This window comes from Pseudokineococcus basanitobsidens, from assembly GCF_037482545.1.
In the GTDB taxonomy this organism is placed as follows: Bacteria; Actinomycetota; Actinomycetes; order Actinomycetales; family Quadrisphaeraceae; genus Pseudokineococcus; species Pseudokineococcus basanitobsidens.
The window spans coordinates 28,876-49,484 of the sequence record NZ_JBBIAA010000018.1 but is presented as its reverse complement, the minus strand read 5'-3'; the positions used below and the strand labels follow the sequence as shown (position 1 = coordinate 49,484).

Sequence of the window (20,609 nt, the reverse complement as noted above, 5' to 3'; positions counted from 1 at the left end):
GAGAGTACCTGTGTAAGGACACGCGATCGCGCCCCGGCGCCGGGGCGCGCAGCGTGACCTGCTCGTCGGCGTCGCCCGTGGCGCTGGCGGCCACCGTGCGGGTCGCCGCGGCGTTCGTCACGACGAGGTCCAGGTCGTCCGCGCCCTGACCCGCGGTGAGGTCGAAACGCGCCACCGAGGTGCCCTCCGGGACGTCCACGGGGTAGATGTCCGTCGAGGCGCTCGCCTCCCCGGGCACGAGGTCGACCCCGGACACGACGTCGCCGGTCTGCGACGTCGCCGGCACGAAGCCGTCGACCGTGATGTCGACCGGCTCGGAGCTGCCCGGCGTGACGTCGAAGGACACGTCGCCGTCGGGCACGGCGGCCGACACCTCGGTCGGGGCGGCGACGGCCACCGGCTGCGCGACGACCGGCGAGCGGACCGAGAGGCCCCGGCCCTGCCAGGTGAGCGAGCCCTGCCCGTAGGTGTCGTTCGGGGCGGTGGTGCGCGTCACGCGCACCGTGAAGGACTTGCTCTGCCCGGCGCTCGTGAAGTTGAGCACCCGCGGCGTCACCCGGACGTCGAAGCCGGGCATGTCCGCCTGCACCCGGTACAGGCCCGGGGTCGTGGCGGTCACGGTGCGGGTGACGGTCTGTCGACCCGGCAGGGCGCCGATGGCGATCGAGGCCTGGTTGAGGTTGCTCGGGTCGTCGATGGGGTCGATCCCCGGGATGCCGAAGTCGACGTCCTCGGTGGTCTCGAGGAACGACAGCCAGTCGTCGACGTCCGACTCGTACACGAGCCCCGGGGTGAGGAACTTCGTCGGGTCGACGTGGCCCGCCCCGCCGTCGAAGTGGTTCGTGTCCGCCGTGCCGTCCTCGTTCTTGAGGTCGTAGGCCGTCGTCATCATGGCCGACTTCACGGCCATGGGGCTCCAGTCCGGGTTCTCGCCGAGGATCAGGGCGCCCAGGCCGGCGACGTGTGGGCTGGACATCGACGTCCCGGAGAGGAAGTCGAAGGTGCGCCCGTCGTTCGGGCCCGGTGCGACGGCGGCGAGGACGCTCACGCCCGGCGCGGAGATGTCGGGCTTGAGCAGGTCGCCGTTGTGGGCGGCCGCGGGGCCGCGGCTGGAGAAGCCCGCGATGACCGGCTTGGGCTCGGGCGCCTGGCCGGTCTGGTCGCCCGCCAGCAGCGCGATCGTGGCGCCGTCGGTCGAGCCGACGTAGTCCTTGATCGCCGCGCCGGCCACCTCGTCCACGTGGACGGTGGGCACGTAGTGCACGTCCGCGTCGAGGCTGGACGGCGAGGTGTTGGCGAGCACCATGCCCGCGCCGCCGGCCTGCTGGACGGCGAGCGACTTGTCGGTGCGCGCGATGGTGCCGCGGTCGCACACGACGACCTTGCCCTCGACCTTCGCCGGGTCCAGCTGGCCCGGGTAGCACAGGCGCACCTGCGCGGCGGGGGCGCCGGCCTTGCCGGCCTCGGTGGCGAGGACAGCCTCGGTCTGCTCGGGCAGCGGGTCGGTCACCGAGATGCCGCGGTACTGCTCCCCGTCGCCGGTCTGCACCGTGCCGTAGAAGTAGTGGTGCGTGCTCGCCGCGACCGTCGTCAGCCACGGGCTGTTGTGGGCGACCGTCGACGCGGCGGGACCGGAGTTGCCGGCCGAGGTGGCGACGAAGACGCCGGCCGAGGCGGCGGACAGGAAGGCGAGCTCGACGGCGTCGAGCGAGCTGGTCAGCGAGCCGGAGATCGAGTAGTTGAGGACGTCGACGCCGTCGAGGACGGCCTGGTCGATGGCCGCGACGGCGTCGGAGTTGTAGCAGCCGCCGGTGTCCGGGTCGGTGTCCTCGAAGCAGATCTTGTAGCTGGCCAGCTTGGCGCCCGGCGCCATGCCGGAGCCCTCGCCGAAGACCCGCCCGCCGACCGCCATCTCCACGCCGTCGTTGCCGACGGCCGTGCTGGCGGTGTGCGTGCCGTGCCCGTCGCCGTCCCGCGGGGAGATCGTCTCGAACTCGCTGTAGTCCGCCGGCGGCACGTTGCTCGTGAAGCCGTCGGCGAAGTAGCGCGCCGAGACGAGCTTGTCGTTGCAGAGGTCCGCGGTGAAGGACGGCCCGGTCTCGCACGCGCCCTCGAAGACGTCCCCGTCGGCCTTGACGACGCCGATGTTGCCCTTCGCCGTGCGGAAGGTGCTGCCGACGTCGCCGGCGCGGGTGGCCGTCACCGGGTCGCCGGCGAAGGAGGCGCTCTCGGGGGTGATGCCGGAGTCGATGACGCCGACGACGACGCCCTCGCCCGTGGCGTCGGGGCCGCCCAGCTGCCCCCAGACGCCGTCGTCGCCCGTGAGGCCGAGGAAGGCCGGGCTGTCGATGGTGTCGAGGTGCTGCGCCACGTCGGGCTCGACCGCCAGCACGCCCCGCTGGACCGAGAGCGTCGCCGCCTGCTCGGCGGTCAGCTCGGCGGAGAAGCCGTTGAGCGCCGTCGTCTACCGGTACTCGGGGTCGGCGTCGGCGGCCTCGGCGACCTCGTCCTGCTCGCGCTGGAGGAAGCGCTGGTAGCGCCGCACCTCGCGGCTGTCGCCGTCGATCTTCTCCCCGTCGGCCGGGGCCGTCGCGGCGAGGCCGGCGACGCCGCCCTCGTAGGTGGCCGCGGGCTCCTGGACCAGGGTGACGACGTAGCGGCCGTCGGTGAAGTCGTCGACGGGGGCGGGGGTCGCGGCGCTGGCGGGGGCGACGGCTCCCACGGTGGCGAGGAGCAGGCCTGCTCCGGTGAGCGCGGCGGCGGTGCGACGTGAGCGCGCGCCGGGCGAGGGGCGTGGGTGCACGGAGGGTCCTCCTGGGAAGCGGGTGGGAGCGGGACGGCCGGTCGGGCCGTGGGCTGCACCGGCGCAGGCCAGTACGACGGGTGATCGGTGCCTACGCCCCGTCACCCGGTCGGCCCATGGGACCCCGGCTCCCGGCGTGCGTCAAGGCGCCTGGCAGCTCCTGCCCAGGTCGGTCGGAGGGCCTGCCGGGCGGCCGGGCACGGTCCGGGCCGCGGCGAGGGGTACTCCTACGGTGGTCCGGTGCGCAGCGACCCCACCGGCCCCGTCGTCGGGTTCGACCTCGACCAGACCCTCGTCGACTCCGGCCCGCGGATCAGCTCGTGCCTGCGGGCGGCCCTGGCCGAGGTGGACGTCGTCCTGGACGACGCCGTCGCCGAGGCCTCCCGGGGGCTGCCGCTGGAGGGGACGCTGGCGGCGCTGCTGCCAGCGGGGCGGGCGACGCCGGAGGTCCTCGCCGACGTCGCGGCGCGGTACCGCGCGCAGGACCGGCTGCCGGACGGGGAGGGTGGGCACCCGCTCGTGCCGGCGCTGCCGCACGCCCGGGCCGCGCTCGAGGCCGTCGTCGCCGCGGGCGGCCGGGCCGTCGTCGTCAGCGCCAAGCGCACCGAGGCCGTCGGCCGGGTGCTCGCCTGGGCCGGGCTCGACGACCTCGTCGTCGCCGTCGCCGGCGACCGCTTCGGTGCCCAGAAGGCCGACGCGCTGCTCGCCGAGGGCGCCGTCGTCTACGTGGGGGACCACCCGGCCGACCTCGAGGCGGCCCGTGCCGCCGGTGCCGCCGGGGTGCTCGTGGCGACCGGCGCGCACGCCGTCGCCGAGCTCGAGGTGCTCGGCGCCGACGCGGTGCTGGCGGACCTCAGCGGCTTCCCGGGGTGGTGGCAGGCGTGGCGGCAGGAGGAGCGGCGGGCGTCGCGCCCGGCGCCGGCGAGCGCCGCTCCCGCAGGCGGTGCCCCGCCCGCGTGACCGTGCTGCGCGCCAGGGCGTCCAGGGAGTCGACGAAGCGCGGGTCGTCGAGCAGGCCGGCGCCCTCGGCCACGACGGACAGCTCCGTGCAGCCGAGCAGGACAACCTCGGCGCCGCGGTCGAGCAGCCCCTCCGCGACGGCCAGCAGCGCCGGCAGGTCCACCGGCGCCCCGGCCTTCACGCCGTCGTAGATGGCGGCGGTGACGACGGCCTGGCCGGCGGCGTCGGGTACGAGCGCGGTCACGCCGAGGTCCTCGAGCGCCCGCTGGTAGACGCCCGCGGCGACGGTGCCTTCGGTGGCGAGGACACCGGCCGCCCGCAGCCCGGGCCGGCGCGCGAGCGCGGCGGCGGCCGTCTCGCCGACGATGCTGACGACGGGGACGTCGACGGCGTCGGCGATCTGCCGGGTGTAGTGGTGCGCGGTGTTGCAGGGGACCACGACGAAGCCCGCGCCCCATCGCTCCAGCCGCCGCGCGTCCGCCGCCATCACCGGTCCCGGGTCGTCGTCCGAGGCGCCGAGGATGTGCGCCGTCCGGTCGGGGATGGTCGCGTGCTGGAGCACCACGAGGTCCACGTGGTCCTGGTCGCGCTCCGCCTCGGTCAGGCGCACGACGGCGTCGAGGAAGGACACCGTCGCCAGGGGGCCCACGCCGCCGACGACGCCGACGAGGGGGTGGGCCGGGCCGCCCGCGGGGACCTCGACGCTCACGCGCCCGCCCGCCGGGTCAGCGCCTCGGCCTCCGCCCGGACCGCCCGGGCCCGCTCGAGCGGGTAGTGCTCGCGGAACTTGCGGACCTGGTTGAGGTGCGCCGCCGCGACGTAGGCGAGGCGGCGCGGGTCCCGCTCGGGGCGGTAGCGCAGCGGGTCGACGGCGCGCCCGGAGCGCACGAGCGAGCGGACGCGCGCCCGCAGGGCCGGGTCGGCGACGTAGCGCAGCAGCAGCGCGGGCGGCAGCACGGTGTAGAGCCGCTCGGCGTCCGCCAGCGCCGGCGCGCCGGGCGGCAGCGGGTCGAGGCCCTGCAGGTGCTCGCGCACGTAGAGCTCCAGCGGGTTCTGACCGCTCGCCGTCACGTAGTAGTTGCTGCGCCCGAGCCGCGGGTTCAGCTCGAAGAAGACGGCGCGGCCGTCACGCGGGTCGACCTTGAGGTCGAAGTTGGCGTACCCCGTCCACCCGACGTGCTCCAGCAGCCGCGTCGCCTGCTCGGCGACCTCGGCGCCGCCGCCCGTGACGATCCCGGCGGGGTTGCCCAGCGCGCCGGGCGTGTGCTCCTCGAGCAGGACGCGGCCGAAGGAGGAGAAGCGGACCCTCGCCCGCCGGTCGCTGTAGCAGGTGAGGATCCGCATGCCCGCGTCGTCCCCCGGCACGAGGTCCTGCACGAGGAAGGTGCCCTGGTACCCGGCGCGGGCGAGGACGTCGACGAGGTCGTCGAGCTCCGCGGCGCCGGCGACCTGGAACACCTTCTGCTTGCCGGGGAACGAGACGCCGGCGTACGCCGTGGTGCTCGCGGCCTTGGCGATGACCGGGAACGTCAGCGGGTCGCCGCCGCCGACCGTCCGGCCGACGTCGACGCCCGGCCCGCCGGCGGCGCGCGCGTCCCGCTGCACGTCGACGACGACGGTGCGGGGAGAGGGGATGCCGAGCTCGGCGCAGACGGCGCCGAAGCCCTCCTTGTCGGTCATCCGGTCGAGCAGGTCCCGGCCGACGTAGGGCAGGACGTAGCGGTCCTCCAGGTCGGCGCGGTTCTCCACGAGCAGGCGGACGGCGCGGTCGGCGCTGCCGAGCAGCAGCAGCGGGGCGCCGGAGCCCTCGGCCTCGTGCCGGTCGGCCAGGCGCCGCAGGACGGCGACGGCGACCTCGGGCTCGTCGACGCCCGGCTCGACGACGTGGTCGACGACGCGGCTGCGCCGCACCGGACCCGTCGCGAAGGACGACACGACGGTCGTCCGCACGCCGTAGGCCTCGTGCGCCGCCCGGGCCAGGCTGTAGGCACCGATGTCGCCGCCGAGGACCACGGGCTGCACGGGCGGGGCCGGCGGGGCGGGCGGGGACGGGCGGCGCATGGCGGGCTCCTGCGGCTCGGGGTCGGCGGTGGGCCGTCGCGACGCTAGTGCGTCGCCGCGCCCGCCACCGGCTGCTGCCGGGGTCGGGGCCGTGCGGTGGCGCCGCCGTCGGTGCCGTCGGCGCGTCGCGGCGGTTAGCCTGGAGGTCGTACGCCGGAGCGGGCCCGCCCCCGGTCCTCGTGCCGCCCGCCGGGTGCGCCGAGACGACCGCCGCGGGGAGCCGCCCGGCCCAGGACGACGCGAGGGCGGACGAGGGTGCCGACAGGCAGGGTCAAGTGGTTCGACGCCGACCGAGGGTTCGGCTTCATCGCCTCCGAGGACGGTGACGAGGTCTTCCTCCACGCGTCCGCGCTGCCCGCGGGCACGACGGTGGCGCCCGGGGCGAAGGTGGAGTTCGGCGTCGCCGACGGACGCCGCGGCAAGCAGGCGCTGTCGGTGCGCGTGCAGCAGGCGCCGGCCACGGTGACGGCAGGGACCCGACGCTCGGCGGAGGACATGGCGGTCGTCGTCGAGGACCTCATCCGCCTGCTCGACGGGGTCTCCAACCAGCTGCACCGCGGGCGCTACCCGGACCGCGGCGCGGGCCGCAAGGTGGCCACCGTGCTGCGCCGCGTCGCCGACGACCTGGAGGGCTGAGGCGTGCCCCCCGCCCGTCGCCGTCGTGCCGCCGCCGACGCCGTGCTCTCCGGCGCCGTCGACGTCGCCCGCGAGGCCGCCGAGGGCGTCGCCGGCCGAGGCCCGCGCGGGGAGGGGCTGGTGGGCGAGCACCTCGGCGTCCGCGTCGAGGGCGAGCGCCTGATGACGCACGACTTCGCCTGCACCGCACCGGGCTACCACGGCTGGCGCTGGGCCGTCACGGTCGCCCGGGCGCCGCGGGCGCGCGTCGCGACCGTCTGCGAGGCCGAGCTCGTCGCGGGCGACGAGGCCGTCCTCGCGCCGCAGTGGCTGCCGTGGGCGGAGCGGGTCCGCCCCGGCGACCTGGGGCCGGGCGACGTGCTGCCGCGCGTGGAGGACGACGAGCGCCTCGTCCCGGGCCTCGCGGCCACCGGCGAGGAGGACGTCGACGCGCTCGCGCTGGACGACCTCGGCCTCGGCCGGCGCCGCGTCCTGTCCCGCGACGGGCGCGCCGACGCCGCCCAGCGCTGGTACGACGGCGACCACGGCCCGGGTGCCGAGAGCGCGAAGGCGTCGGCCGCCGGGTGCGGCTCGTGCGGCTTCTTCCTCCCGCTGCCCGGGGCGATGCGCCAGGTCTTCGGCGTCTGCGCCAACGGCTGGTCCCCGTCGGACGGCACGGTCGTCAGCGTCGACCACGGCTGCGGCGCCCACAGCGAGACCGACGTCGAGGTCCGCCGCGAGCAGGTGCCCGCCCCCGTCGTGGACGACCAGGTCCTCGACGTCGTCCCGGTCGCCTGACCGCCGCCGCACCCGCCGTGGGCACCGGCGGCGCCGCCGCCGGCGACCCCTTCGGCTGCGCCGACCTGCGCGCCCGTGCGCTCGCGACGTGGGCGGCGGCACCCGACCGGCTGCGCGAGGACGCCAACGCCGAGGAGGAGCTCGCCCGCGGCGGCTACCGCGACCGCGTCGTCGTCGAGCTGGCGCAGAACGCCGCCGACGCCGCCGTGCGGGGCGGCCGGGCCGGCGGGGGGCGCCTGGTGCTGCGTCTCACCGAGGACGCGGGGACGCCCGTCCTGCTGGCCGCCGGGAGCGGCGCCCCGCTCGACGCGGCGGGCGTCCGCGCGCTGGCGGGGCTGCGGGCCTCGACGAAGCGGGCCGAGCCCGCGGGTGCCTCCGGTCCCGGGCCGGCTCTGCCGCTCGAGGGTGTCGTCGGGCGCTTCGGCGTGGGGTTCACGTCCGTGCTCGCCGTCACCGACGCCCCCGCCCTGCTGACCGCGGCGGGCGGCGTCGGCTTCGACCGCGGGCGCGCGGCGCAGGTGCTGACCGCCGCGGCCGCGGCGGACCCGGCGCTGGCCGGGGAGGTCGCCCGCCGCGCCGGCTCGCTGCCCGTGCTGCGGACGCCGTTCGCCGTCCGACCCGGTGACGTGCCGGCCGGCACGGAGGCGGCCGCCCTGCTGGACGAGGGCCTGGCGACCGTCGTCGTGCTGCCGCTGCGAGAGGGCGCGACGGGTCTCGTGGCGGGGCTGCTCGACGCCGTCGACGACCTCCTCCTGCTGTCCCTGCCGGCCCTGGGCGAGGTGGTCGTCCAGCGCCCCGGGGCGGCCCGGCGGGTCGTGCGCGACGTGGCCGAGCGGTGGGTCGTCGTCCGCCGCGACGGGTCCCACGACCAGGGCGCGCTCGCCGACCGACCGGTCGAGGAGCAGGCCGACCCCCGGTGGTCGCTGGCCTGGGCGCTGCCCCGCGCGGGCGCCGCCCCCGACGACCCGCTGCTGGCCGCCCTCGGCGGCGTCCGCACCTCTCCCGGCGGCGGCGTGCTGCGGGCCCCGACGCCGACGGACGAGCCGCTGCCGTGGCCGGCCGTCCTCGTGGCGGGGCTGCCCCTGGAGCCGACGCGCCGCCACGTCGAGCCGGGCGCGGCGACCGACGTCGTCCTCGCCGCCGCGGGCTCGGCCTACGGCGAGCTGCTGGGCCTCGTCGCGGACGAGCGCGCCGCCGCCGGCCCGGCCTCCGCCCTGCCGGACCCGCTCGACCTCGTGCCCGTCGGGCCGGCGGCGGGCTGGGTGGACGCCGCGCTGCGCCGGGTCCTCGGCGAGGTCCTGCCCGGTGTCCCCCTGCTCGCGCCGGCCCGGGGAGGGGCGCTGCTGGCGGGGGAGCGGGCGCTGGCGCTGGAGGACGGCGGCGTGGACCCCGACGCCGACGCCCTCGCGGCGCTCGCCGTCGCCGAGCCCGCCCTCGTCGCGGCGTCGCGCCGGCACCGGGAGGCCCTCGAGGTGCTCGGCGTGGGGCGGCTCGCGCTGGCCGACCTCGTCGACTCCTGGCCGCTGCCCGCGCCGGGCGACGACCTCGGCGACCCGCTCGACGCCGACGTCCCCTCGGCCACGGGCGCTCTCGCCGGCTGGCGGGCGCTCGCCGCGGCGCTCGCGCCGCTCGCCCTGGACCAGCGGGCGCGCGAGGCGCTCGGCGGCCTCCCTGTGCCGCTCGTCGGCGGGCGCTGGGTGCGGGGCTGCCGGGGCGCGCTGCTCGGCGGGCCGGCGGCGGACGTCCTCGTCCCGCGGACCGGCGCCGGCCCCCGTGACGACGGCCGCGACGACCGTGACGAGGGCCCGGACGCGGCCGCGCTCGGGGCCGTGGCCGCGCTGCTCGCCGAGCACGGGCTGCGCCTCGTCGACCCCGCGGCGGCCGCCGACCCGGCCGCCGCGGCCCTCCTCGAGCGGCTCGGCGCCGTCCCCGCCGGTCCCGCGGCGCTGCTCGACATGCCCGCGACGGCGGCGGCCGTCCGGGCCGTCGGGGACGCGCTCGTCGACGACGACCTCGAGGACCTCGTCGGGTCGCTGCCCGGCGCGGCTGCGGCGGCGGACGCGGAGGACGTCGTCGACGCCCTCGCCGAGGTCGTCCTCGGCTGGCTCGACGGGGCCGGGGACGGGGACAGGGACAGGGACCCGGCGCCGGTCGGCGTCGTCCCCGGCGACCGGTCCTGGCTGCTCGACCTTCCGCTGCGCGACGCCGACGACGACCCGGCCCCCGCGGGCACCCTGGTGCTGCCCGGCTCGCCGGCGGAGGAGGCGCTCGACCCGGACGAGGTCGGGCCCCTCGCGGGCGACCTCGCCCGCCGGTGGCCCGCCGGCGTCCTCGTCGCCGCGGGCGTGACGGCGTCGGCGTCGCTGCTGCGCTGGCCCGTCGTGGACCTCGACGACCCGCCCGAGGAGCTCGCCGACGCGGCGGGCGACTGGCTCGACGACGTCGCCGCCCGCCTCGGTGACGACGGCGGGTGGGAGGCCGAGGAGCTCGCCCTCGTGCGCGACCTCGACCTCGTGCGCGGCGGCGTCGGACGGGCCGACCGCGTCGTCGGCCGGGTGGCGGCCGCGCTGACCGCCGCTGCGGCGAGGGACGTCCTGACCCCCGAGGTCCGGCTGCGGGGCCCGGCGGGGGAGGTGCTCGTCGTCCCCTCGCCGACCGCCGCCCTCCTGCGGGCGGCGGTGCTCGACGGCGGGGCCGGGCCGGTGGCGGCCGACGACGCCGACCCGCACCTGCGGGCGCTGCTGCCGCCGACCGCCGACGGCCTCGCGAGCCGCGGCACCCTGCCGCGCTCCTGGGCCGCGGCCGCAGGGGTCGTGCGGGACTGGGCCGACCTCGATGCGCGGACGTGGCCGGCCCTGCTGCGGGGGACGCCCGCCGCCGCCGCCTCCGTCGGTGCCGGCGCCGAGCCGTGGCTCGTCGCCTGGCGCCACCTCGCCCTCCGGGTCGCGGCGGACCCCGACGTCGCCGGCGCACGGTGGACGGAGGGCCTCGTGGGGCTCGTCGCGGGAGAGGCGACCCGGGCCGACGAGGGCGGGGCCGTCCTCGTCGACGACCCCTTCGCCCCGGCCCACCCGGCCTGCGCCCCCTCGGTCGTCGTCCCCCGCGGGGCGGCCGGCGGCCTCGCCGACGTCGTCGACGCCGAGACCGCCGACGAGCGGCTCGACCCCGACGGCGACGAGCCGTACGTGGTCGTCGGGGGCGGCCGCGAGGTCGAGGTGCCGGCCGCGGTGCGGACGGTCCTGCGGCTCGCCGGCGGCGCGGACGCCGACACGGCCCGGCTCCGGGTCCACGGCCGTCTCGTCGTCGCCGGCGCCGCGGTCGACGCGTGGGTCGTCCGCGCGAGCGGCCACGGCGCCGAGGACGGCGACCCCACGGGCCGAGCCCCCGTCGCCCACGGCACCGACGCCCGCTCCGCGGGCCGCGCGCTCGCGTGGGCGGCCGGGGCCTGGGGCGCACGCGGGGCGGTCGCCGACCTGCTCGCCGCCGCGGGCCTGCCGTCGTCGCCCTCGCCGCTGCCGCGGTGGCAGCTGTTCGTCGACGCGGCCCACGACGGCTGACGCCCGGTGGCGCTGCGTCCCCGAGGGGGCGAGGGTCGGCAGACCGGGCCGCACCGCACGCGTGCCCGACACCCGTAGAGGAGACCCATGTCCCGCGACAGCGTGATGGCAGCCCAGCAGGCCTTCGGCGACGCCGTGAACTCCGGCGACCTCGCCGCGTTCGAGCGGCTGGTGGCCGTCGACAGCGTCGACCACGACCCCGCACCCGGCCAGGAGGCCGGACCGGTCGGCTTCGAGCACTTCTTCACCGAGCTGCGGACGGCCTTCCCCGACCTGGCCATCGCGGTGGACCACCTGGTGGCCACCGACGACGAGGTGGCGTTCGCCTACACCGTCACCGGCACCCACCAGGGCGAGCTCATGGGCTTCGCGCCGACGGGACGGTCGGTCAGCTTCCGCGGCATGCAGATCAGCCGCTTCGAGGGCGACCGCCTGGTCGAGCGCTGGGGCAGCAGCGACCAGATGGGCATGCTCGCCCAGCTCGGCATCGAGCCCCGCCAGGACAGCGCCGCCCAGGACGGCTAGTCCGGCCCGGGCCGGGGGCTGCTGGTCGTGCGGCAGCCCCCGGTCCGTCGGGCGGAGGGGCGCGCTGCCTCCCGGTCGCCGGCTCCGGTGCGGGCGACGTCGCTGCCGCCGCGGCGGCGTCAAGCCGTCGTGTCCGCCACGAGCGGCTCGAGGACGACGTCGGGCAGCTCGCGCACGACGCCGTTCATGCGCCAGACGTCGGTGAAGACGGCGAGCAGGTCGCCGTCGCGGCGCTCGAGCACCTCCGTGCCGCGCTGCTGCGTCAGCGCCCGCACGTGCTCGCGCGTGGTGCGCCGGGCGACGCTGTAGGACAGGGGCTCGGTGCGGATGGGGCAGCTGAAGTCGCCCGCCATCCGGTGGCTGGCCACCTCCAGCTGCAGCGGGCCGACCGCGGCGAGCACGGGCGCCTGCTCGCCGCGCAGGTCGCTCCGCAGGACCTGGACGACGCCCTCGGCGTCGAGCTCGGCGATGCCCTTGTGGAACTGCTTGCTGCGGGAGAGGTCCGCCGGCCGGGCGACGACGAAGTGCTCCGGCGCGAAGGACGGGATGGCCGGGTAGGTGACGGCGCCCTGGGCGTGCAGCGTGTCGCCGACCTCGATGCCGTTCGCCCCGACGAGGCCGACGACGTCGCCGGGCCAGCTCTCCTCGATGCTCGTGCGCGCGGCCCCCTGCAGGTGCTGGGCGTGCTTGGTCGTCAGCGTCCGGCCGGTGCGGGAGACCGTGAGCGGCGTCCCCCGCTCGAATCGTCCCGAGCACACCCGGACGAGCGCCACCCGGTCGCGGTGCGCGCGGTCGGTGCCGGACTGGATCTTGAAGACCTGCCCCGAGAAGCCGGTGTCCAGCGGTCGGGGCTCGCCCGCGGCGTCGGGGCGCGGGCCCGGGGCGGGGGCGTGCGCGAGCAGGGTGTCGAGCAGGTGGTCGACGCCGAAGTTCAGCACCGCGGCGGCGAAGAGCACCGGCGTCGTGCGCCCCGCGAGGAAGGCGGCCTCGTCGTGGTCGCCGTTCTCGACGGCGAGCAGCTCGGCCTCCTCGGCCGCCGTCGTCCACGTCTCGCCCTCGCGCGCCAGCGCCTGCTCGGCGCTGAGGTGCTCCTGCTCGGCGACGGTCGCGCCGCCCGGGGTGCGGGTGTAGCGCGTGTACCCGCCGGTGCGCCGGTCGACGACCCCGCGGAAGTCCCCCGCGACGCCGACGGGCCACGTCAGCGGCGTCGGTGTCATGCCGGTGACCTGCGCCACCTCGTCCATGAGGTCCAGCGCCTCGCGGCCGGGGCGGTCCCACTTGTTGATGACCGTGATGACCGGCAGGCCCCGGTGCTTGCACACGTCGAAGAGCTTGCGGGTCTGGCGCTCCATCCCCCGGGAGGCGTCGACGAGCATGATCGCGCAGTCCACGGCGGCCAGGACGCGGTAGGTGTCCTCGGAGAAGTCGGCGTGCCCGGGGGTGTCGACGAGGTTGAGCACCCGCCCGCGGTGGTCGAGCTGCAGCACCGCGGAGGAGATCGAGATGCCGCGCTGCTGCTCCATCTCCTGCCAGTCCGACACGACGCCCGCGCGCCCGGCCTTGCCCTTGACGTGGCCCGCGCGGGTGACGGCGCCGGTGTGCAGGGCCAGGGCCTCGGTGAGCGTCGACTTGCCCGCGTCCGGGTGGCTGATGACGGCGAAGGTCCGCCGCACGGCCGCGTGGCGGCTCGGCGCGTCGGGGGCGTCGGCGGGAAGGTCCGCGAGGCCGCGGTCGGCCTCGGCGGTGGCGTCCAGGGTGCTGCTCATCACTGTCCTGTCGTGGTCGGTCGCCCCCATCGTCTCCGACGTCGGGGGTCCGCGAGGACGCGCCTCCTCCTCCCGGAGGAGGCCTCAGGCCAGGAGGGGCCGCACCTGCTCGCCGGCGAACGCGGCGAAGGCGGCCGGGTCGGGGTCGTCCGCCGTCGGCTGCAGGACGACCACGTCGGCCCCGGCGTCCGCCAGGGCACGCACGGCGCCGGCCACCTCCTCGGCGGTGCCGGCGACGCAGACCCCCCGCTCGTCCGGCAGCGACCACGACGCCCGCGAGCGGGCCATGCGCTCGGCGGCGTCCGGACCCGTCGCGGCGAGCAGGTAGACGACGACACGGTGGTCGTCGGTACGACCCGCCGCCGCCCGCCCCACGTCGATGCGCGACCGGGCCTCGCGCAGGCGGTCCGGCGTCGTGCCCGCGACGAGCACGGTGCCGTCGGCGGCCCGCCCGGCGAGCTCGAGCGTCTTCGGTCCCTCGGCGCCGGTGAGCACGCGCACGGGCCCGGTGGGCGGCCAGTCCAGCCGCACGCCCTCCAGGGAGACGTACCGACCGGACGTCGTCACCTCCTCGCCCGCGAGGAGCCGTCGCTGCGCCCGCAGGTGCTCCTCCAGCAGGGTCAGCGGCGAGGCGACGCGCGCGCCGACCTGAGCCATCCACGACTGGACGCCGTGACCGAGCACGAGCTCGGCGCGGCCCGGGAAGGTGCGGTGCAGCACCGCCGCCTCCATCGCGGCCAGCGCGGCGTTGCGCAGCGGCACGGGCAGCAGACCGACCCCGACCCGGACGCGCTCCGTCCACGCCAGCGCGGCGGCGGCGGTCGAGACGCCGCCCTCGAAGAAGCAGTCCTCCCACAGCCACAGCTCGTCCAAGCCCGAGGCGTCGGCCGCGAGCGCGACCTCGCGCAGGCGCTCGGGCGGCAGCTGGGGCAGGAAGACGGCGCCGAGGGAGGTCACGGGGCGACCTCGCCGAGGGCCCCGGTGCGGGCGGTGCGGCGGGCGCGCCGGTCGGCGGTCCGTCGGCGGACCTCGCGCCGCTGCAGGTGGACCAGCCCGACCAGGCCCAGCGCGGTCCCGGCCACGCAGCACCAGACCCACCACCCGCGGTCGTCGGCGACGAGCGGCCCCCGCTGGGCCAGCACGACGACGAGCGAGACCACCCACACCGCGAGGCCCGCGAGCGCGGCCCGCCGGTCGTCGGTGCGGGGAGCCGGGGGGGTCGGCCGCGTCTGGCGCGGCAGGTGCGTGAACCTCACGGCCGCACCGTAGCGGCGGGCGACGACGACGGGAATGCCACCGGGGCGACGTGTCGTTAGGCGAACTAATGACGTACGTTCACGAGGTGCCACCGCGCCTGCCCACCCAGACCACCGCCGCGACCACCGCCGCGCCGCGGACCGCCGCGCCGCGGACCGCCGCGCCGCGTGCCGCCGCGTCCGGCGACGCCGTCGCCGGTGGCTCGTCCCGGCGCCCGGGCGGGCCGGGGACCGGGCCGTCCACCCTGGCCGCCGACCTGCGCGTCGCCCTCATGCGCTCCGTCCGCCGTCTGCGCGCCGAGCGCGAGGACGACGCGCTCCCCGACAGCCAGTACTCGGTGCTCGCGCTCCTGGAGCGCACCGAGCCGATGACGCCCGGGGCCCTCGCCGACGCCGAGCACGTGCAGCCGCCGTCGATGACCCGCACGATCGCGGCGCTCGTCGAGGCCGGGTACGTCGCCAAGGGCCCGAACCCGCTGGACGGCCGCCAGGTGCTCCTGCAGACGACGCCGGCCGGGCGGGAGCTCGTCCGCGCCACGCGCCGGCGGCGCGACCAGTGGCTGACGCGGCGTCTCGCCGACCTGCCCCCCGAGGAGCGTGCGGTCCTCGCGGAGGCCGCGACGATCCTCCGCCGGGTGGTGGCCCCGTGAGCGCGACCTTCCGCTCGCTGCGCATCCCGAACTACCGCATCTGGGCCGGCGGGGCCCTCGTCAGCAACGTCGGCACCTGGATGCAGCGCGTGGCTCAGGACTGGCTGGTGCTGCAGGTGCTCACCGCCGGCTCGGGGGTCGCGGTCGGCATCACGACCGGCCTGCAGTTCCTGCCGATGCTGCTGCTGGGCCCGTACGCCGGCCTCGTCGCCGACCGCCTGGACAAGCGCAGGCTGCTCATGTGGACGCAGGGCCTGTCGGGTCTGTGGGGCCTCGTCCTCGGGCTGCTCGTCGTCACCGACTCCGCGCAGCTGTGGCACGTGTACGCGCTGGCCACGCTGCTGGGCCTCACGACGGCCTTCGACGCGCCCGCCCGCCAGACCTTCGTCGCCGCCCTCGTGCCGCCGGACCACCTCGGCAACGCGGTCGGCCTCAACAGCGCGTCGTTCAACGGCGCCCGGCTCGTCGGCCCCGGCGTCGCCGGCCTGCTCATCGCGGCCTTCGGGACCGGGCCGGTCTTCCTCATCAACGCCGTGTCCTTCGCGGGGACGGTCGTGGCGCTGGCCTTCCTGCGCGTGGACCAGCTGCACCCCATGCCGGTGGCGAAGCGGGGGCGCGGCCAGGTCCGCGAGGGCCTGCGCTACGTCCGCGGCCGGCCGGACATCACGGTGATCCTCGTCGTCATCGGCACCGTCGGGGCGCTCGGCATGAACTACCAGCTGACCACGGGCCTCGTGGCGACGCAGGTCTTCGGCAAGGGCGCGACCGAGTACGGGATCCTCGGCTCCATCCTGGCCATCGGGTCCCTGTCCGGCGCCCTGCTGGCGGCGCGGCGGGAGCGGCCCAGGCTGCGCCTCGTCTTCGGCGCGGCAGGGCTCTTCGGGGTCGCGTCGCTCGTCGCGGCGAGCATGCCGACGTACACCTCGTTCGCGATCTCGCTCATCCCGGTGGGCCTGTGCTCGCTGACGATGATGACCGCCGCCAACACGTACGTGCAGTCGACGACGGACCCGTCGATGCGCGGCCGCGTCATGGCGCTGTACATGATGATCTTCATGGGCACGACGCCCATCGGGTCACCGGTCATCGGGCTCGTCGGCGACGTCTTCGGCGCCCGGTGGACCATCTACGTCGGCGGCATCTCGGCGGTCCTCGTCGTCCTCGGCGCCGTGCTGTGGGTCCTGCGCCGCGACGACCTGCGCATCCGCTACTCCTGGCGCCAGCAGCCGCACCTGCAGGTGCTGGACGCCGACGAGCGCGAGGCCGCGCGCGAGGCCCTCGACGCCGCCGGCGGTCGCGCGACGACCCGCACGGCCGCCTGATCCCGCCTCCTGCCCCGGCGTCGGGGAGCAGGAGCGACGGTCCGGGCGCGGCCGTCGTCACGTCCCGGTCGCGCTCGGTCGCCTGCAGCAGCAGGGTGCCGGGATGACGACGACCTCGGTGCCCGGTCCCGGTGGGACGACGATGCCGGCCTACCTCTCGACCCCCGTCCCGACGGCCGACCGGCCCGGGCCCTGGCCCGGTGTGGTCGTCGTCCACGACGCCTTCGGGATGTCGGACGACATGCGCGACCAGGCCGACTGGCTCGCCGCCGCCGGCTACGTCGCGCTGCTGCCGGACCTGTACTCGAAGGACGGACGGACGCAGGGCTGGGGCCGCGTGCCGTGCGTCTCGCGGACGCTGCAGCAGGTGACGCGCGGGCAGGGGCCGGCGTTCGCGCGGCTCGAGGCCGCGCGCGTCGCCGTCGCCGCCCGCGAGGAGTGCACCGGCGCGGTGGGCGTCATCGGCTTCTGCATGGGCGGCGGCTTCGCGCTGGTACTGGCCGGTCGGCCGGGGTGGTCGGCGTCCTCGGTCAACTACGGGATCCTCCCCGACGACGACGCCGACCTCGACGCCCTCGTGGCCGGCGCGTGCCCGGTCGTCGCGAGCTTCGGCGGCGCGGACCCGATCCTGCGCGGGGGCGCCGCCCGGGTCGAGACGGCGCTCGAGCGCGCCGGCGTCCCGCACGACGTCCGCGAGTACGGGGGCGCGCAGCACGGGTTCGTCACCCGGACCACGCAGGTCTCCCCGCTCGGACCGGTCCTGTCCCGGGTCATGGGCGTCAGCCACGACCACGAGGCGTCCGCCGACGCCCGGCGGCGCATCCTCGCCTTCTTCGACGAGCACCTGCGGGGCGCGACGCCGGGCGGCGCGGGCGACGCAGGCGCCGGCACCGCAGGTGCGCCGGTGGGGCGGGCGTCCGACGGGGAGGCGACGGGCAGCCAGGCGACCGCGGACCGGCGGCGCTAGTCCCGCGAGGTCCTCGACGTGGGCTGGACGACGGCTCCTCGTCGCGTGACGTCGTCGCCGTGCCGGGTGGGGACGCCCTTCCGTCGCGAGAAGTCGTCGGAGTGCGGTCAGGGACGCCCTTCGGTCGCGTGGAGTCGTCGAAGTGCGGTCAGGGACGCCGTTCGGTCGCGTGAAGTCGTCGAAGTGCGGTCAGGGACGCCCTCCCGTCGCGTGGAGTCGTCGAAGTGCGGTCAGGGACGCCCTCCCGTCGCGTGGAGTCGTCGAAGTGCGGTCAGGGACGCCCTTCCGTCGCGAGAAGTCGTCGAAGTGCGGTCAGGGACGCCCTTCCGTCGCGAGAAGTCGTCGACGTGCGGTCAGGGACGCCCTTCGGTCGCGTGAAGTCGTCGAAGTGCGGGTTGGGAGGCCCTTCGGTCGCGAGAAGTCGTCGAAGTGCGGGTTGGGAGGCCCTTCCGTCGCGTGAAGTCGTCGACGTGCGGTCGGGGACGCCCTTCCGTCGCGAGAAGTCGTCGAAGTGCGATCAGGGACGCCCTTCGGTCGCGAGACGTCGTCGACGTGCGGCCCCCGGGGACGTCCTTCGGTCGCGTGACGTCGTCGACGTGCGGTGCACGGCGGCCCGGTGGTGCCTCGCCGACGGGGGCCGGGGGTCAGCCGACGATCGCGCCCGGGTTGAGCCGCCGGTCGGGGTCGACCGCGCCGAGCAGCTCGCCGATCATCGCCTCGCCGGCGGGGGAGATGTCCTCCGCCAGCCACCGCGCGTGCTCGGTCCCGACGGCGTGGTGGTGCGACAGCGTGCCGCCGGCGTCGACGAAGGCCTGCTGGATCGCGCCCTTGACGACGTCGTACTCCACCAGCGGTGTCTCGCTGGTCTGGCGGAAGGCGAAGGTGAAGTACAGGCACGCGCCGCCGTGGTAGCTGTGCGACAGGTGGCACATCACCCAGCCCTTCACGCCGACGCGCGCGAAGGCGGCGTCCGCCTGCTCGCGCACGTGCCGGTACAGCGGCAGCAGGCCGGACCACGCGGCCGCGGTGTCCGAGACGTCCGCGAGCGCGCCGCGGTCGAGGATGTAGTCGCGGATGTACGGGGTGTCGAACTTCTTCTGGTCGTAGAGCGTGCCCGGGCCCTTGCCGACGACGATGCCGCCGTGGGCCTTGACGATCTTCTTGACCCGTGACTTGTCGTCCTTGACGGCGTCGGCGTCGCCCTCGAACCCGACGAACGACAGGCAGATCGCGTCGAGGTCCCAGCCCCGGCGGCGCAGGTACTCCTTGAGCCCGGAGCTGACGAGGTGGGAGAGGCCCTTGCTCGCCTTCGACGTCGCGAAGGAGAACGCCGTCTCCCGGGCGTCGGACACGCGCGTGAGCACCGTCGAGGCGTCGGACGCCGAGATGTCCCGCATCGCGGCCACCCCCGCCTCGAAGGAGGGGAAGAAGTACCCGATGATCTCGCGGTTCTGAGGCAGCCGGTGCACCTGCACCCACGCCTCGGTGATGACGCCGAGGCGACCCTCGGAGCCGATGAGCATCTCCCGCACGCTCGGGCCGGTGGCCTCGCTCGGCACCGGCCGCGTGACGACGAGGCGCCCCGGCTGGACGACGCGGAGCCCCCGCGTGAGGTCGGCGATGTCGCCGTACTTGTCGGACTGCGCGCCGGAGGAGCGGGTCGCGATCCAGCCGCCGAGCGTGGAGTGGGTGAAGGAGTCGGGGACGTGGCCCATGGTCCAGCCGCGGGCGCCGAGCTGATCCTCCAGGTCGGGCCCGAGCACCCCGGCCTGCACGCGCGCCAGGCGCGACTCCTCGTCGACCTCGAGCACGCGGTTCATCCGGCCCAGGTCCAGGGAGACCACGGGGCGCTCCTCGTCGGCCGGCGGGTGCAGGCTGCCGGAGATGTTGCTGCCGCCGCCGAAGGCGATGAGCACCGCGCCGGCGTCGGCCACCGCGTCGACGACGCCCCGGATGGCGTCCTCGTCCCCGGGGTAGACCACGACGTCGGGCGTGCGCGGCAGGTCCCCGGCGCGCAGGCGCAGCAGGTCGCGCAGGCTCTTGCCGTAGGTGTGGACCACCCGCTCCATAGGGGTGGTGCGGACGTGGCCCGCGCCCGCCGCCGCCCCCAGCGCGTCCAGCAGGCCCTGGGGCGCACGGCTCGCCGGGACGTCCAGCTCGTCGAAGTCGAGCGCGGGCCGGCCCGGGGTGTCGAGGTCCACCCCGACGTTCTCGAGGACGAAGTCCCGCAGCCTCGGCTTGTCCTGGTGCGTGAAGGCGACGCCCTCGCGGCCCCAGCCCCACCACTTCATGTGCTGCACGCCGTCGCCCTCGACGGCGTCCTGCGCGGCCTGGTCGGTGCGCGGCGACCGTCCCGGGGCGTCGAGGGGGGTCGTCTGCGTGCCGGGCTCGTCCATGGGGCTCATAATGCCCTCGCCGTCCGGCCGTCCGGCCCGGGCTCCTCGCCCGGTCCCCCGTCGGTGGCCCGACCGTCGGTCCCGTCGGTGCTCTCGTCGGTCGACCCGTCGGCGACGGGCGCGTCCGGCGCCGCCTCGGCGGGCCGGTCGGGACGCTCGGTCTCGACGACCGGGACGACGCCGGGCCCGCCCTCGCCCTCGCCGTCCGCCTCCGCCTCGCCGTGCACGAGCCGCTCGACGGCCAGGGCGATGCGCTGGGTGAAGGCCCGCGGCGTCTCGCCCTCGTGCGGGTGCAGCGGCTCGCCGACGACGACCTTGACCGGCGGCCGTCCCGGCAGCGGCCAGCTGCGCCCGCGCGGCATGGCGTCGTGGGCGCCGACGAGGCCGACGGGCACGACCGGCACGCCGCGCGTGACGGCGAGCGCGGCCGCACCGACCTTGAACGGCGCCATCGTGCCGTCCTTGGAGCGGGTGCCCTCGGGGAACAGGAGCAGCGGCGTGCCCTCGTCGAGCAGCTGGGCCGCGAGGCCGCGGTTGCCCCGGGTGCCGTCCCGGTCGACGGGGAAGGCGTTGAAGACCAGACCGGTGAGCGTGGCCCGCCAGCGGGCGTCGAAGAAGTAGTCGGCGGCGGCGGCCACGGCGAGCTTCTGGCTGACCCGCAGCGGCAGCGCGCCCAGCACGAGCGGCGCGTCGAGGTGGCTCGAGTGGTTGGCGACGACGACGTAGGGCCGCGGCAGGTCCCGGACGTGCTCGGCCCCCTCGACGTCCACGGAGACCTGGCTCCGCACGAGGGGCCGCAGGACGAGGCGCTGGAGGACGAACCGGGCGCCACCCACGGCCGCCGCTGCGGTGCGGGACATGGCGGTCACCCTAGGCACCCGCCCCTCGCCGTGGCGTCCACGACGCCCGGGCGCCGCCGACGGGGTCGCGCCG

17 protein-coding genes are annotated in these 20,609 nt (G+C 76.9%); 8 read left to right on the top strand and 9 right to left on the bottom strand.

Annotated elements, in window-relative coordinates:
• Positions 1-2,371, bottom strand: a 2,371-nt coding sequence (locus tag WDZ17_RS13150) for a S8 family serine peptidase (RefSeq protein WP_339575621.1), incomplete at its 3' end; no start/stop codon positions are given.
• Positions 2,372-2,464: 93 nt separating this feature from the next.
• Entirely contained in the window at positions 2,465-2,803 is a 339-nt protein-coding gene (locus WDZ17_RS13145) for a hypothetical protein (RefSeq protein WP_339575620.1), read from the bottom strand.
• Between the two features lie 240 nt (positions 2,804-3,043).
• Here WDZ17_RS13145 and WDZ17_RS13140 point away from each other — a divergent pair, with 240 nt between their 5' ends.
• Positions 3,044-3,763, top strand: coding sequence for an HAD family hydrolase (locus WDZ17_RS13140; RefSeq protein WP_339575619.1), 720 nt, complete (start codon positions 3,044-3,046; stop codon positions 3,761-3,763).
• Here WDZ17_RS13140 and cuyB read toward each other — a convergent pair.
• Entirely contained in the window at positions 3,657-4,472 is an 816-nt protein-coding gene (cuyB, locus tag WDZ17_RS13135; protein WP_339575618.1) for a cysteate racemase, read from the bottom strand. The genes WDZ17_RS13140 and cuyB overlap by 107 nt on opposite strands.
• Positions 4,469-5,824, bottom strand: a complete 1,356-nt coding sequence (locus WDZ17_RS13130) for a carboxylate--amine ligase (protein WP_339575617.1) — start codon at positions 5,822-5,824, stop codon at positions 4,469-4,471. The genes cuyB and WDZ17_RS13130 overlap by 4 nt, the downstream gene beginning before the upstream one ends.
• 255 nt (positions 5,825-6,079) lie before the next feature.
• Here WDZ17_RS13130 and WDZ17_RS13125 point away from each other — a divergent pair, with 255 nt between their 5' ends.
• From WDZ17_RS13125 to WDZ17_RS13110, 4 genes are all read left to right on the top strand, one after another.
• Positions 6,080-6,460 carry a cold-shock protein gene (locus WDZ17_RS13125; RefSeq protein ID WP_339575616.1) on the top strand — a complete coding sequence of 127 codons (381 nt, stop codon included), beginning with the start codon at positions 6,080-6,082 and terminating at the stop codon, positions 6,458-6,460.
• Between the two features lie 3 nt (positions 6,461-6,463).
• Positions 6,464-7,237, top strand: coding sequence for a DUF3027 domain-containing protein (locus WDZ17_RS13120; protein ID WP_339575615.1), 774 nt, complete (start codon positions 6,464-6,466; stop codon positions 7,235-7,237).
• Between the two features lie 17 nt (positions 7,238-7,254).
• Positions 7,255-10,794 (top strand): sacsin N-terminal ATP-binding-like domain-containing protein, encoded by a 3,540-nt coding sequence (locus WDZ17_RS13115; protein WP_339575614.1) that lies wholly within the window; start codon positions 7,255-7,257, stop codon positions 10,792-10,794.
• Positions 10,795-10,881: 87 nt separating this feature from the next.
• Complete coding sequence (locus WDZ17_RS13110; protein WP_339575613.1) at positions 10,882-11,319, top strand: ester cyclase; 438 nt, start codon at positions 10,882-10,884, stop codon at positions 11,317-11,319.
• A 119-nt stretch (positions 11,320-11,438) separates the two neighbouring features.
• Here WDZ17_RS13110 and WDZ17_RS13105 read toward each other — a convergent pair whose 3' ends face one another.
• The 3 genes from WDZ17_RS13105 to WDZ17_RS13095 all read right to left on the bottom strand — a co-directional run bounded on the left by WDZ17_RS13105 (position 11,439) and on the right by WDZ17_RS13095 (position 14,341).
• Positions 11,439-13,085, bottom strand: a complete 1,647-nt coding sequence (locus WDZ17_RS13105; RefSeq protein ID WP_339575612.1) for a peptide chain release factor 3 — start codon at positions 13,083-13,085, stop codon at positions 11,439-11,441.
• 84 nt (positions 13,086-13,169) lie between these two features.
• A complete protein-coding gene (locus WDZ17_RS13100) occupies positions 13,170-14,042 on the bottom strand; it encodes an LLM class flavin-dependent oxidoreductase (RefSeq protein WP_339575611.1) in 873 nt (290 codons plus the stop codon).
• The gene (locus tag WDZ17_RS13095) at positions 14,039-14,341 is read right to left on the bottom strand and encodes a DUF2530 domain-containing protein (protein ID WP_339575610.1); all 303 of its coding nucleotides are present in this window, start codon (positions 14,339-14,341) and stop codon (positions 14,039-14,041) included. The genes WDZ17_RS13100 and WDZ17_RS13095 overlap by 4 nt, the downstream gene beginning before the upstream one ends.
• 86 nt (positions 14,342-14,427) lie before the next feature.
• Here WDZ17_RS13095 and WDZ17_RS13090 point away from each other — a divergent pair, with 86 nt between their 5' ends.
• From WDZ17_RS13090 to WDZ17_RS13080, 3 genes are all read left to right on the top strand, one after another.
• Positions 14,428-14,991 (top strand): MarR family winged helix-turn-helix transcriptional regulator, encoded by a 564-nt coding sequence (locus WDZ17_RS13090; protein WP_339575609.1) that lies wholly within the window; start codon positions 14,428-14,430, stop codon positions 14,989-14,991.
• Positions 14,988-16,313 (top strand): MFS transporter, encoded by a 1,326-nt coding sequence (locus WDZ17_RS13085; RefSeq protein ID WP_339575608.1) that lies wholly within the window; start codon positions 14,988-14,990, stop codon positions 16,311-16,313. The genes WDZ17_RS13090 and WDZ17_RS13085 overlap by 4 nt, the downstream gene beginning before the upstream one ends.
• A gap of 103 nt (positions 16,314-16,416) precedes the next feature.
• Entirely contained in the window at positions 16,417-17,280 is an 864-nt protein-coding gene (locus WDZ17_RS13080) for a dienelactone hydrolase family protein (protein WP_339575607.1), read from the top strand.
• A 644-nt stretch (positions 17,281-17,924) separates the two neighbouring features.
• Here the strand turns inward: WDZ17_RS13080 and WDZ17_RS13075 are convergent.
• Both WDZ17_RS13075 and WDZ17_RS13070 read right to left on the bottom strand, forming a co-directional pair.
• On the bottom strand, positions 17,925-19,685 hold the full coding sequence (locus WDZ17_RS13075; RefSeq protein ID WP_339575606.1) for an FAD-binding oxidoreductase: 1,761 nt from the start codon (positions 19,683-19,685) through the stop codon (positions 17,925-17,927).
• Complete coding sequence (locus tag WDZ17_RS13070) at positions 19,682-20,536, bottom strand: lysophospholipid acyltransferase family protein (RefSeq protein ID WP_339575605.1); 855 nt, start codon at positions 20,534-20,536, stop codon at positions 19,682-19,684. Before WDZ17_RS13070 ends, WDZ17_RS13075 begins: the two co-directional genes overlap by 4 nt.
• Positions 20,537-20,609 lie beyond the last annotated feature (73 nt).

Coding starts and splice junctions, on each gene's coding strand:
- WDZ17_RS13130 (WP_339575617.1), bottom strand. CDS start 5,824: ATGCGCCGCCCGTCCCCGCCCGCCCCGCCGGCCCCGCCCGTGCAGCCC.
- WDZ17_RS13110 (WP_339575613.1), top strand. CDS start 10,882: ATGTCCCGCGACAGCGTGATGGCAGCCCAGCAGGCCTTCGGCGACGCC.
- WDZ17_RS13105 (WP_339575612.1), bottom strand. CDS start 13,085: ATGAGCAGCACCCTGGACGCCACCGCCGAGGCCGACCGCGGCCTCGCG.
- WDZ17_RS13080 (WP_339575607.1), top strand. CDS start 16,417: ATGACGACGACCTCGGTGCCCGGTCCCGGTGGGACGACGATGCCGGCC.
- WDZ17_RS13075 (WP_339575606.1), bottom strand. CDS start 19,685: ATGAGCCCCATGGACGAGCCCGGCACGCAGACGACCCCCCTCGACGCC.
- WDZ17_RS13070 (WP_339575605.1), bottom strand. CDS start 20,536: ATGTCCCGCACCGCAGCGGCGGCCGTGGGTGGCGCCCGGTTCGTCCTC.